We start from the raw sequence: 11,614 nt of genomic DNA on the forward strand, positions 1-11,614 counted from the left end.
CGATGTTGGTGATGCCGGCCTCGCGGCGCTCGAAGAAGGACTTGCCCTCCGCGCTCTTGGGGACGGTCTGCAGCGGCAGGGCAAGCGGCTCAGCGCCCGGAACCGCGCCGCCGATGATGAAGCGCTCGTTGTGCGAGTAGTTGAGGTTGACCTCTCCCGCCTTGAACATGCCGGTGACCAGATAACGGTCGCGCAGTTCCTCGTTGGAGACACACTCCATCATGTCAGGATGGGTGGCGTGGTACGTCTTGCAGAATTTCATTTCGGAAGTCTCGTTTGCTCGGAATGCTGCAGCTTATCGGCGGGGGATGCTTCGAGGCAAGGCTAAAATGCCCTTATATCGGGATTGAGTTGCACAATATGAAATTTCTAGGGTGCCTGTTCATATCGCCGCGCGTTGCAGTCGCGGGCTCAGCAGATGCATGCAGCCAAGCGCCAGGAAATAGGTCAGCCCGGCCGCCGCGAAGAGCGGGGCGTAGGTGCCCGGCGTGTCGAGGACAAAGCCTGCGCATTTCGCCATGACCATGCCGCCGATGCCCGTCACCGACCCCACCGCCGCGCGCGGGAAGACGTCAGGCACGATGGCATAGAGATTGGCCGAGAACGCTTGATGGGCGGCCGTGGCGATGCCGATGATGAGTACCGCCAGCCACAGGTTGTCGATCCCCTGCACCCAGAAGATCGGCAGCACCGCAGCCGCGCACAGCAGCATCGTCACCTTGCGTGCAAGGTTGGTGCTGACCCCGCGCGCGATCAGGCGGGAGGAGAGCCAGCCGCCCGCCACCCGCCACGCTGCCGAGGTCCGACAGCAGGTAGATTGGGGGCGAAGCTGCGCAAGTCGAGGCCGTAGCGCTCGCCCAGATAGCCGGGCGGCCAGAACAGGAAAAACCACCAGATCGGGTCGATGAAGAAATTCGCCAGCGCGAAGGCCCAGGTCTCGCGCATGCGCAGCACCCGCAATCATGGCATGGTGCGCACCGCGGTGTCGCCGTCCTGCTGGATCCAGTCGCGCTCGTTCTCGCCGAGCCGGGGATGGGCGGCGGGCGGGCGATAGATCGCGAGCCAGGCCGCCAACCACACGAAGCTGAAGACGCCGGTGACCAGGAAGGCCGCGTGCCAGCCGTAATGCACCGTGATCAGCGGGACGATCAGCGGGGTGACGATGGTGCCCACGTTCGAGCCGGCCTCGCCGATGCCGAGCGCGAAGCGCGCCATCGAGACTGGGTGACGTTCGCGGCCAGGCCATGCGCGATGTGGGCGACCTGCCAGATGACGAAGGCGCAGGCGTATCCGAGCGTTGCCCCCACCGCGTAGGCCATGGTGAAATAGAAGATGACGTTGGCGAAATCGCCTTCGGACCAGCCCAGCTCGCGCGACAACGTCAGCTTGAGCACGCCGATCATTTGCCGGTCTACGTAGTCGATCACCGTGGCGGCGAAGAGCAGGCCGACGATGTTCCACCGGTAGCGGCCGCCCGCGTGCCGGGCTTGGGTTCAGCCCCCATGGCGACGGGCGAATGCGGTAAGAAGCTCCGGCCAGCGCGCGGCAGGGGCACCGCGCGGGGCGAGGCCGAAGCCGTGCCCGCCGGTCTCGAAGAGGTGACATTCGCAGGCGATGCCCTGACGGCGCAGGGCGGCGAGCATCGCCAGGCTGTTGTCGGCAGGAACCGCCGGATCGTCGAGCGCATGGACCAGGAACGTCGGCGGCGTGCGTGCGCTGACGGCGTTCTGGAGCGACAGCCGCGCCGCGCGGTCTTCGGCCGGGGAGGGGCCGAGCAGTTGCTCGCGCGAGCCAGCATGGGCGGCCGCGCCGGTCATGGTGATCACGGGATAGATCAGCGCGGTGAACGCGGGCCTCGCCGCCTGCCGATCGACCGCGTCGCGCGGCGCATAGGCGGGTTCCTGCCGCGTGGAGAGCCAGCCGGCGAGATGCCCGCCGGCGGAGAAGCCGACGACGCCGACCCGCTTGGGCGCGAACCCGTGACTGGCACCGAGCGAACGGACGAGCCGCATCGCGCGCTGGGCATCCTGCAGCGGCACGGTGAAGTCGTCGCCCTGGCGGTGGCCGGGCAAGCGGTAGACGAGGGTGAAGCAGGTATAGCCGGCCTCCACCATGCGCCGCGACACGGCGAAGCCTTCGAGGCCGGCGGCGACGATGTGGTAGGCCCCGCCCGGGATCATCAGCAGCGCCGCGCCGTTGGAGACGCGGGGGCGCAGCACGAAGAGCATCGGCGTGCCGACCTCGGTATAGACGACGTCCTCGCCATCGGCGCCCGGGTCGCGCGGCTTTGCGCTGTTGGCGGGATCGCGCCGGTCGGTTCCGGGCAGGCCGCCGTCCCACAAGTCGATGCGCTCGAAGTCCGCCGGCGTGGCGAGCGGGCCGGCGTCCAAACCAGCGCCCGGACCGACGAGCGTGCGCGGCCATGCGGCAGCGACCGGCGCCAGCGCGGTGCCCACCGCGCCCAGCATCGCGGCGCGGCGGCCGAAGTGCAGCGGCGGCATCAATTACCGGCGGGCTTGGCGACCGGTGCGACCCGGCTGGCGACGATGTCGACCTCGGCGGCGGCAGGCGGATGCGCCGGGTCGAAGGGCGCGGTGGTCAGGTGAGCGGCGAGTTCGGGTGCGGCGCTGCGCAAGCCCTGGGCGACGGCGCGGGCCATCAGCCAGGCGCCATAGTTGTCGTGGTGGGTGTGGTCTTGGCCGTTCATTGCGAAGGCGCTGGGCGCGACCTCGGGGCCGAGCGCCTCGTAGAGCCTGATGCTGGCACGGTTGAGATCGACCAGCGGCACCTGCTCCTCCTGCGCTACCTTGCGGACGGCCTGCGCGTAGGCGCCGAGGGTATCCTTGATATGACCGCTCTCGTCGAAGTTGCGGCGTTCGGGCGAGGTCACCAGGATCGGGCGGGCGCCGCGGCGGCGCGCTTCGGCGATGTAGGTCTTGAGGTAGGCGGGGTAGGTCCATTGCGGATCCACGTAAGTCTGCGGCCATTCCTGTTTCTGGTCGTTGTGACCGAACTGGATCAGCAGCCAGTCGCCCTTGCCCATGTTGGCCAGCACCTTGTCAAAACGCAGGTCGGTGAGGAACGACTTGAGCGAGGCGCCCGATTTCGCGTGGTTGGCGACGACGAGCGTATCGTCGAACATGGCCGGCAGCATCTGGCCCCAACTGGCGTAAGGCTCGGCATACTGGTCCGCCACGGTGGAATCGCCCACGACGTAGACGGTGGGCGCCTTCGCCGGCTCGATGCGGACGTGGCTCACCGCCGGCTTGCCGAGGAATTCGAGCGTCAGCTTGTCGTCCCAGGTGTTCTCGGTGCGGTCGCGCGCGTCGATGCGCACGGCGGTGCTGCCGGGCGCGGTGGGGGGCGGCGGCGCCAGCGCCGGGCGCCGCACATCGACGAGGAAGCTGCGCTCGACCATCTGGCCCTTGCGGGTGGCGACGCTGCTCAGCATGAGCCGCCGCGCCTCGGCCTTCACGGTGGTGTTCGCCGCCGCCGACTTGCTGCCGATGCGCAGGGTGACGCGGTAGGTGCCTTCGGGAACGACGACCGAGAACTGCTGGTCGTCCGGGGTGCTGCCCGGCTCGAAGCCGGCCTGCGTCCCTGTCCGCACTTGCGCGGAGGATAGGTCGAAGTCGAGCGCCTGCGGGCCCTTTTCGGCGATCGTGTCGGCGCCTGCGGTGGAGGACATCAGCAGGACCGCCGCCATGCTTGCAAAAATCGCCATCTCACAATCCTCTTTCGTTGCCTTGCCGGGGTCGGGACGGGGTGCGCCATGCGGAGACGCCGTGTGCCGGCACGGCCTTGCCGCCGAGCAGGAAGGTGCCGGGCGCGAACTGGGCGGGAATGGCGAAGTCCCCGGTCTTGCTGCCGGAACGCGGGCCGATCACCAGCAGGCCGTCCACGCCCGCCAGCGCGGCAAGCGCGGCCGGGCCGACGATCGCCAGCGTGGGCACCACCGCCAGCTTGTAGCCGGCGAGCGGGGCGCCGGGCCTGACGATATCGACGTCGAGGCCGAGGCGGCGCAGCGCGGCGTACCAGCGGATGCAGTGGTCAAGGTGGCTCTGGCCGGCGACGTCGGGCTGGATGCTCGTCGTCCACACGCTCTGGAAGTTGATCAGCGCGAGCCCGTCATTCGGGGTGTTAGTGAACTGGGTGACGCCATGGGTGACGGTGGTGGTGTTCGTCTCGGCCGCATCGAGCAGCCCCAGCACCTTCTGCATTTCCGGCGACAGGTAGGGGTTGTTCACATCCACCAGTAACGGCGCGTTGTAGTTCGCGGGCGCGATCTGCATCGCCATCTTGTTGTGGCTGTAGTGGAACTCACCGTAGAGCGTCGCCGCATCGGAAAACTCGAAGTGGGCGAAAGAGTTGGCCATGTACCGCTCGAGGCCGGACTGCAGGTTGTTGTACGGCGTCGTGTCGAAGCCGTCGTCGGTCGCGTTGTCGTAGAGGCGTGCGGCGGTGCCGTCGTCGTTGAGCGTCAGTCCGGTGAGCCCCGCCGCCGCATAGGCGGAGTTGAGCGCGGCGTTGCTGCCGCCGTAGGCGCGCAGGCCGTAGATGCGGCCGTTGGGAATGTCGCCGCTGCCGTTGGCGACGTAGCCGACCATGCCGCCGAACATGCCGCCGGCCTGGTCGCAGGTCTGGCCGCTGGGCACGGTCAGGCGCGTGCCGGGGCGCGTCGCGGTGCCTGAGCCGGGGACGATGCAGCTCTCGCCCAGGATGTAGCTGTATTCCGACCAGTCGTAGTCGCGCGGTAGTTGGTCTTGCGGTCCATGTAGTTGAGGGCGATGATGATGTTGCCGCACCCGTTTGCGCAGTTCTTGCCCAGCGTCAGGTCGAACTTGTAGGTCGGCGTCGAGGTGTGCGGGATCAGGTTCACCTGCGCATTGCCGGTGATGCCGTCGAAATCCTGCTTGAGGATGAAGTTGGTGACGCCGGTGATCGCATCCGAACCATAGGCCGCCGAGGAGCCGCCGGTGACGATCTCGGTGCGCTCCACCAGGCTGGCGGGGATGGTGTCGGTGATGCTGGCCGCGTTGATGATTGCGTAGCGGCGGCCGTAGACCAGCACCAGGTTGCGGTTGGCGCCGAAGCCGCGCAGGTTGAGGTCGGAATAGCCGCCGCCCGCGCCGGTCAGGCCGTTGGAGAACGGGCCCTGGCTGCTGGTGGCGACCTGCGGCATGTCCTGCAGCGCGCGTTCGACGCTGGGCTGGCCGGAAAGCTTGATCTCCTCGGAGCTGGTCACCGCGACCGGGGTGGAGGCGTCGAACCCGCTGCGTGCGATGCGCGAGCCGGTAACCACGATCTCCGGGGCAGGCGCGGTGTTGCTCGCAGCGTCGGCCGTGACGCTTGCTTCTGCCGACTGATCACCCGGCGCATCCTGAGCAGACACAGGAGCGGCATAGCCGATCAGCGCTGCGACACTCGTGGAAATAAATAGCTTGTGAACGCTCACGTTCACCCTCCCCTGTTGGCTGCGGTGCTTTCTCCGCCCAGCCACGATTCGATCCCAGAAACCGCGAATGCATTCACGCAATGGCTCCCGATACGAATTTGTACTAGCGTCGGCAAGAAATATCATACAAATCATATTAAATGGTGATGTCCGACCTCGACTTTGATGAAAGTCGCGGTTGGCACCCGGTCCGGACGAGGGGCGCGCGGGCTGCTGGACGGCAGCAAGGGGCGAGAGTGCCTTGCGGCCGAATACGCCCTCGGCAGGTTATTGGGAGAAGCAGCATGCAATCACAATTCAGCTTGTCGCGGCGTCATGTGCTGGGGGCGACGGTTGCTGCTCCCTTCGCCGGGAGCTTTGCGGTCGCCCGCCCGGCGCTTGCGCAAGAGCAAGTTGCGGCGGCCGCGCCGTTTGCCATGCCAAGCATAACGATACCAAAATTCTCGGCTAGCCGGACTTTCCCGATCACGGACTACGGTGCCGTAAAGGGCGATGTCGCGGCGACCACGCAGGCGATCCGGCGAGCCATCGCAGCTGCAAATCGATCGGGCTCGGGGGTCGTGGTGATTCCTTCTGGCGTTTGGGAGACCGGCGCCGTCCACCTCATGAGCAACGTCAATCTCCACCTTGCGCGCGGGAGCGTGCTGCTGTTCTCGGAGAAGCCGCAGGATTATCTGCCGCCTGTCCAGACCAGCTGGGAGGGCATCGAATGCTTCAACTACTCGCCGCTGATCTATGCCTTTGATTGCCAGAACGTAGCGATTACGGGCGAGGGTACGGTCCAGGCAAAACTTGACGTGTGGAAGATCTGGTACGCACGCCCCAAGGCTCACATGGATGGACTTGTCGATCTTTATCACATGGCGCTGCGCAATGTCCCGGTGAAGAAGCGGCAGATGACCGCCGGCGATGCGAACCTTCGGCCGCACTTCATCCAGTTCAACCGTTGCCGCAATGTACTCGTCGAGGACATCACGATCCAGGATAGTCCGTTCTGGGTGCTACATCCGCTTCTGTGTTCGGATGTCGTTATCCGGCGCGTGAAGATTCAGGCGCTGGGCCACAATAACGATGGCATAGATCCCGAGATGAGTCAGAACGTGCTCATCGAGGACTGCGTTTTCGACCAGGGCGACGATGCGGTATCGGTCAAGTCCGGGCGCGACCAGGATGCGTGGCGGCTGAACGTTCCCGCGAAGAACATCGTGATGCGCAACTGCCGGATCAAGAATGGCCACCAGTTGATGGCGATCGGCAGCGAGTTGTCGGCCGGGATCGAGAACGTGTTCGTGCAGAACTGCCATTTCGACCATGCCGGATCGAACGCGCGCAGTGCCATCAACAATCTGCTCTTCGTGACGACCAACGAGCGGCGCGGCGGCTATGTCCGGAACATTCATATGGACGGCGTTTCCGCGACCGCGATCGCGGGCGGCGTCCTGTGCGTCGATACTGACGTGTTGTATCAATGGCGAGACCTAGTCCCGACATATGAGCGTCGCCTCACGCCCATCGAGGGGCTGTTCGTCAAGAACATCGAGGTGCGTGAAGCCGCGTTCTTGTGCAAGATAACGGCAGAAGAACAACTGCCGGTCAGGAAAGTGCGTATCGCGGACGTCAAGGTCGGCAAGTACGACGAAGAGCCCGTGGTGTTGAAAAACGTGCAGGACTTCGAGAACAGGACTTGATCCACGATCGATCACGGCGTTGAGTGAACGCTTCGCTGCAACCCGTGATCGACCGTCTAAGCCGGTGCGGCCGGTGCGGAGCCGCTAGAACGTGAACGCTTCGGTCGTTCTCCGCTCGCCGATCAAGAATGCGTCGGATACGAGGCGCAGCGGTCTCTCACATCGACATCGCTGCGCCGCTGCTCGATGAGGCTCGCGAAACGCGCATAGAGCCGGGCATACTCGCGGATTCGGTTCAGTGCGGGCGGGCTCTCCCGGCAGTTGCACAATGTTGCCGCCCATTTCGAGTTTCAACGTCCCGGCGTCGGTATCGACCTCGATGGACCAGGTCTGTGGCCCGGTCTGCAGAAAGTCGAACTCAGCCTGCATTGGAGCGTCTCCGCAGCGCATTTCGAGGCTGGCGGCCAGCGGAGAGAAGCGGCCCTCGGGTATGTCGATCGTGGCGCGCTCAAGCAGGATTTTGTGCGGAAGTATCTTCGTCGCAATCGACAGGGCGTTGATGCCGGGGTCGAAAACGCCAAATCCACCAGCAGCGAGAATCCATTCTCGACCGGAGGCCAGCGGCGGATATCTTCACGCCAGGCAATGCGGACGGCCTTGATTTCCTTGTCCCTGAGCCAGGTACGGGCGGAGTGAGACTCCGGCCACTTCCCGCGAGTGCCACGTGATGAACAGGGTGATGCCGGCCTTTTCGGCGGCAACCTTTAGGGCGGGAATATGCGAAAACGTGACGGCGGGCGGCGTGCACAAGGAGACTGCGTCCAGGCCCAGTCCGCCACCATCTCCTGCATGCTGGTAAATGCTGTAATGCCCTCGATACTGCCATTGCGACTGGCTGTAGCCGTCATATTAAATCGATCGTCAGATGCGAGCGCGGGGAGGTGCTGCTCTCGAGCAATCTTCCCAATTCCCACCAGGCCCAATTTCACAGGGCCCACGTCGGCTCCTTCAGTTTGTTGAGAGAGGTATCGGCGCGCCCGCCTACCTGGTTTCAAGCGATGGGTGCGTTGTCGTGTTGAATAAGGACGAGAACGTCGCCGATGATCGTCCGCATCGCCAGGCGTGCCGCGTCGGCATCTCCCGAAGCAATCGCATCGCGCACTTTGGCATGCTCGGTAACGTCGGCAGTGCGGCCTTTGATGCGGTTCGTGAACCGGATCGACGTCCGCAGCGCCGTGCTGACCACGTCGCGCAATTGGATGTAGAACGGGTTCTTCGTGGCGCGCAGAATCGAGACGTGAAAGGCAATGTCGGCATCGAGAGGATCGTCCAGGCCGTGCTCGGCCTCCTGCATTCGCAGCAATCCGGCATCGATGCGCTGAAGATCGTCAGGTTCGGCCACCCTCGCTGCGAGGGCTGCGGCTTCCGGCTCGACCGCGACGCGCAGTTCGTTGAACTGTCGCAGCAGGTCCACCGACAATTGACGTTCCAGGATCCAGCTCAGGACATCGGGGTCGAACAGGTTCCAGGACGAAGTCGGCTGGACTGTCGTGCCTTGGCGGGGGCGTGCGCTCAGCAGTCCCTTGGCCGTCAGCATCTTGACCGCTTCACGTGTGACCGAGCGGCTTACACCATGCTGTTTGGCGAGTTCCGCTTCGGTCGGAAAACCTGAATGCTCGAACTGCCCCTTTACGATTGCGCGGCCGATACTGTCCAGCAACCCATACGTAAGATTTCGGCCGAGTTGTGGAGGGCGTTCCTCCGAAGTCAGATAGGGCGGATTCGCCAAAGCCATTTCCCAAAGAGGCCCTGAGCCTTCGCTGTGCGCCTGTTCATCAGGGTTAATGATAACACCTATTAGAGTATGATTTATACGTCAAGTTGGATGTCAATACGCATTCAGACCCGGACGTTATCAAAAATGCACTGCGGATCGAGTCCGCAGAGATCAATCGGAACGTCCTAGACAAAACATATCTATATGATAATTTCATGCCCAGCAATTCGGGTTGTGATGCGGGGAGACGAGATGGTGCTGGCGATGATCGCATCACCGTGGTCATGATCTACGCGATCGGCATATTCGGCCTTGCGCAATGGGTCAGCCGCGACAAGGCGGGGGCCGGGCCGAAGAACTCGACCGACTACTTCCTCGCCTCGAAGAACCTGCCGTGGTGGGCCATCGGCGCCTCGCTGATCGCCGCGAACATCTCGGCCGAGCGGATCGTCGGCATGTCAGGGTCGGGCTGCGCGATCGGCCTTGCCATCGCCACCTACGAGTGGATGGCGGCGGCGGGGGCCATCGTCATCGCCATCCTGACCGCCCGGCCGCTGGCGGTGGTCGTCTCGCTGGCAACCCCGGCGCGGCCCGACAAGGATACGATCTCGACGGGAGACGTGCGCTATGCGACGTCCACCGGGTTCAATACAGGAGCGATTGCAGTGGTTCTGGTGCTTTGCGTGCTTTACGCGGTGTTCTGGTGAGCGGGCCTTTCATCGCCGTAGACTGGGGCACGACCAACCGCCGCGCCTACGTCATCGAGGGATGCGAGGTCGTCGTCACCGAGCGCGACGAGCAGGGCATCCTCTCGGTTCCGGCGAGCGGCTTTCCCGCCGCCGTCGCGGACTTGCGCGAGCGGCACGGCGGCTTGCCGATGCTGCTGGCGGGGATGGTGGGCTCCAACCGGGGCTGGCATGACGCGGGCTACGTCGCCGCGCCCGCCGGTATCGGGGAGCTTGCCGACAAGCTGGTCTCGCCCGTCGAGGGCGTCGCCATCGTTCCGGGTGTCTGCCGCGACAGGGGTGGCCGCCAGGACGTGATGCGCGGCGAGGAAGTGCAGCTTCTCGGCGCCGTGGCGGCGGGGCTGGCGCCTGCCGATGCGCTGCTCTGCCAGCCGGGCACCCATGCCAAGTGGGCGGTCATGCGCGGCGGCGCGCTGGCCGACTTCACCACCGCCATGACCGGCGAGATGTTCGCCATGCTCAAGGCCCACTCGCTGATCGGCGCCGAAATGGCGGGCGAGGTCGATGCCGACGAGGAATTCCGCAAGGGCGTCGAGGCCAGCGCCGACGGCGACCTGCTCGCCGCGCTGTTTGGCGTGCGTGCGGCTTCGGTGCTCGGCGCGCGCGCTCCCGGAGCGGCGGCCGCCTATGTGAGCGGCCTGCTGCTCGGCACCGACTGCCGCGCCCGCATCGAGCCGGGCCAGACCGTCCACCTGCTCGCCGACGGGCTGCTCGCGCGGCTCTATTCCGCCGCCATCTCCATCGCCGGGGGAGAGGCCGTCGTCGTCGACAGCCACGCCTCCTTCGTCGCCGGTATCACCCGTATCTGGGATAGGAAATCATGATCGACCTTGCCACCGCGCTTGCCCAGCTTCCCCTCGTCGCGATCCTGCGCGGCATCCGCTCCGACGAGATCGAGGCGGCCGCCGACGTGCTGGTCGAGGCGGGCTTTCGCCTGATCGAAGTGCCGCTCAACTCGCCCGACCCGCTCGTCACCATCGAGAAGCTGGCGCGGCGCGCGGGAGACCACGCCATCGTCGGCGCGGGTACGGTGCTGACGGTCGGGCAGGTCGCCGAGGTGCAGGATGCAGGCGGGGCGATGATCGTCTCGCCCAACACCGACCTTGCCGTCATCGCCGAAAGCGCTCGGCGGGGCCTCGTCTCGTTGCCGGGGTACTTCACGCCGAGCGAGGCTTTCGCCGCGCTGGCGGCGGGTGCGAGCGGGCTCAAGCTGTTCCCGGCCGAGGCGGCAAGCCCGGCGGTGGTCAAGGCCCAGCGCGCGGTGCTGCCCAGGGACGTGCCGCTGCTGGCGGTCGGCGGCATTTCGTCGACCAACATGGAGCCCTGGCGCGAGGCGGGCGCGGATGGCTTCGGGCTCGGCTCGGCGCTCTACAAGGTGGGCATGAGCACTCAAGAAATCGCCGCCAATGCCCGTGCCTTCGCCCGGGCATGGCACAGGGACGCGACGCCGCAATGACGCCCGCGCCGGAGGGGCGCGGGTTACCGGGCGGCGGGACGATAGAGGAACGGCGGGAGGCCCCGGCAACCCGGATCAAGCTCGAACAGCGAATTCATCGTCGTCGCCGTGCCCATGGTGTTGCAATAGCCGGTCGAGGGCGAGCCCGAGGCGACCAGCTTCAGGAAGCCCTGATGGTCAAGCTCGCCCTTGGCCAGCATCTCGCGCGCCTTCCACACGATCGTGCCCGCACCGTGCGCTTGCCTTTGTGCCAGCCGTTGAGCATCGGCCCGACCGACAGCGCGATCGCCGGGATGTTCACCGTCGCGGCGGCCATCCGCGCGGAGGGTGTCGTCTTGTCGCAGCCAATCGTCAGCACCACGCCGTCGAGCGGGTAGCCGTAACGCAGTTCGACAAGGCTGATAGTAGGCCAGGTTGCGGTCCAGCACGCCGCCTAGCACTACTTTGGCAGAAGTTTGAAATGCGTGACTGATAGGCTCCCACCGCAATGAGGGCATTGGTCTGGCGGAGGTCTTGATATTCGGTCAATGATGGCCTGTCGGATGGCGGGCA

The 11,614-nt window shown here is 65.4% G+C and carries 9 protein-coding genes and 4 pseudogenes; 4 read left to right on the forward strand and 9 right to left on the reverse strand.

Annotated features, from left to right (window positions below; genetic code table 11):
* The 6 genes and pseudogenes from V2S85_RS26115 to V2S85_RS26155 all read right to left on the reverse strand — a co-directional run.
* Positions 1-262 (reverse strand): annotated as a pseudogene (locus V2S85_RS26115) (5-dehydro-4-deoxy-D-glucuronate isomerase); the annotation flags it as partial.
* Between the two features lie 120 nt (positions 263-382).
* A pseudogene (locus V2S85_RS27345) lies at positions 383-1,454 on the reverse strand (MFS transporter).
* Between the two features lie 39 nt (positions 1,455-1,493).
* Positions 1,494-2,501 (reverse strand): alpha/beta hydrolase, encoded by a 1,008-nt coding sequence (locus V2S85_RS26140; RefSeq protein ID WP_330705715.1) that lies wholly within the window; start codon positions 2,499-2,501, stop codon positions 1,494-1,496.
* The gene (locus V2S85_RS26145; protein WP_330705716.1) at positions 2,501-3,724 is read right to left on the reverse strand and encodes a rhamnogalacturonan acetylesterase; all 1,224 of its coding nucleotides are present in this window, start codon (positions 3,722-3,724) and stop codon (positions 2,501-2,503) included. Before V2S85_RS26145 ends, V2S85_RS26140 begins: the two co-directional genes overlap by 1 nt.
* A 1-nt stretch (position 3,725) precedes the next feature.
* A complete protein-coding gene (locus V2S85_RS26150) occupies positions 3,726-4,619 on the reverse strand; it encodes a beta-galactosidase trimerization domain-containing protein (RefSeq protein WP_330705722.1) in 894 nt (297 codons plus the stop codon).
* Between the two features lie 38 nt (positions 4,620-4,657).
* Positions 4,658-5,455, reverse strand: a complete 798-nt coding sequence (locus tag V2S85_RS26155) for a TonB-dependent receptor plug domain-containing protein (RefSeq protein ID WP_330705717.1) — start codon at positions 5,453-5,455, stop codon at positions 4,658-4,660.
* Positions 5,456-5,739: 284 nt separating this feature from the next.
* Between V2S85_RS26155 and V2S85_RS26160 the strand changes: the two genes are divergently transcribed.
* Positions 5,740-7,143, forward strand: a complete 1,404-nt coding sequence (locus tag V2S85_RS26160) for a glycoside hydrolase family 28 protein (protein WP_330705718.1) — start codon at positions 5,740-5,742, stop codon at positions 7,141-7,143.
* Positions 7,144-7,227: 84 nt separating this feature from the next.
* On the opposite strand, the pseudogene V2S85_RS26165 reads toward V2S85_RS26160, so the two are convergent.
* Together V2S85_RS26165 and V2S85_RS26170 are read right to left on the reverse strand one after the other, a co-directional pair.
* Positions 7,228-8,081: pseudogene (locus tag V2S85_RS26165) on the reverse strand (Gfo/Idh/MocA family protein).
* A gap of 53 nt (positions 8,082-8,134) precedes the next feature.
* Positions 8,135-8,878: a FadR/GntR family transcriptional regulator gene (locus V2S85_RS26170; protein WP_330705719.1), complete on the reverse strand. Its 744-nt coding sequence runs from the start codon at positions 8,876-8,878 to the stop codon at positions 8,135-8,137.
* A gap of 197 nt (positions 8,879-9,075) precedes the next feature.
* Here V2S85_RS26170 and V2S85_RS26175 point away from each other — a divergent pair, with 197 nt between their 5' ends.
* Genes V2S85_RS26175 through V2S85_RS26185 form a run of 3 tightly spaced genes read left to right on the forward strand, consistent with a single transcriptional unit; the run spans position 9,076 to position 11,062 of the window.
* Entirely contained in the window at positions 9,076-9,567 is a 492-nt protein-coding gene (locus V2S85_RS26175) for a sodium:solute symporter family transporter (RefSeq protein ID WP_419198240.1), read from the forward strand.
* Positions 9,564-10,430, forward strand: coding sequence for a 2-dehydro-3-deoxygalactonokinase (locus V2S85_RS26180; RefSeq protein ID WP_330705720.1), 867 nt, complete (start codon positions 9,564-9,566; stop codon positions 10,428-10,430). The genes V2S85_RS26175 and V2S85_RS26180 overlap by 4 nt, the downstream gene beginning before the upstream one ends.
* Complete coding sequence (locus tag V2S85_RS26185) at positions 10,427-11,062, forward strand: 2-dehydro-3-deoxy-6-phosphogalactonate aldolase (RefSeq protein ID WP_330705721.1); 636 nt, start codon at positions 10,427-10,429, stop codon at positions 11,060-11,062. The genes V2S85_RS26180 and V2S85_RS26185 overlap by 4 nt, the downstream gene beginning before the upstream one ends.
* A gap of 80 nt (positions 11,063-11,142) precedes the next feature.
* Here the strand turns inward: V2S85_RS26185 and V2S85_RS26190 are convergent.
* Positions 11,143-11,487, reverse strand: a pseudogene (locus V2S85_RS26190) (dihydroxy-acid dehydratase); the annotation flags it as partial.
* Positions 11,488-11,614 lie beyond the last annotated feature (127 nt).

Origin of the sequence: Novosphingobium resinovorum, from assembly GCF_036352595.1 — a bacterium.
GTDB lineage: Bacteria > Pseudomonadota > Alphaproteobacteria > Sphingomonadales > Sphingomonadaceae > Novosphingobium > Novosphingobium resinovorum_B.

What these genes read in the sequence shown, in the direction of transcription:
- V2S85_RS26175 (WP_419198240.1), top strand. Translation starts at nt 9,076, where the DNA reads ATGCCCAGCAATTCGGGTTGTGATGCGGGGAGACGAGATGGTGCTGGC.
- V2S85_RS26150 (WP_330705722.1), bottom strand. Translation starts at nt 4,619, where the DNA reads ATGTTCGGCGGCATGGTCGGCTACGTCGCCAACGGCAGCGGCGACATT.
- V2S85_RS26170 (WP_330705719.1), bottom strand. Translation starts at nt 8,878, where the DNA reads ATGGCTTTGGCGAATCCGCCCTATCTGACTTCGGAGGAACGCCCTCCA.
- V2S85_RS26140 (WP_330705715.1), bottom strand. Translation starts at nt 2,501, where the DNA reads ATGCCGCCGCTGCACTTCGGCCGCCGCGCCGCGATGCTGGGCGCGGTG.
- V2S85_RS26185 (WP_330705721.1), top strand. Translation starts at nt 10,427, where the DNA reads ATGATCGACCTTGCCACCGCGCTTGCCCAGCTTCCCCTCGTCGCGATC.
- V2S85_RS26160 (WP_330705718.1), top strand. Translation starts at nt 5,740, where the DNA reads ATGCAATCACAATTCAGCTTGTCGCGGCGTCATGTGCTGGGGGCGACG.
- V2S85_RS26145 (WP_330705716.1), bottom strand. Translation starts at nt 3,724, where the DNA reads ATGGCGATTTTTGCAAGCATGGCGGCGGTCCTGCTGATGTCCTCCACC.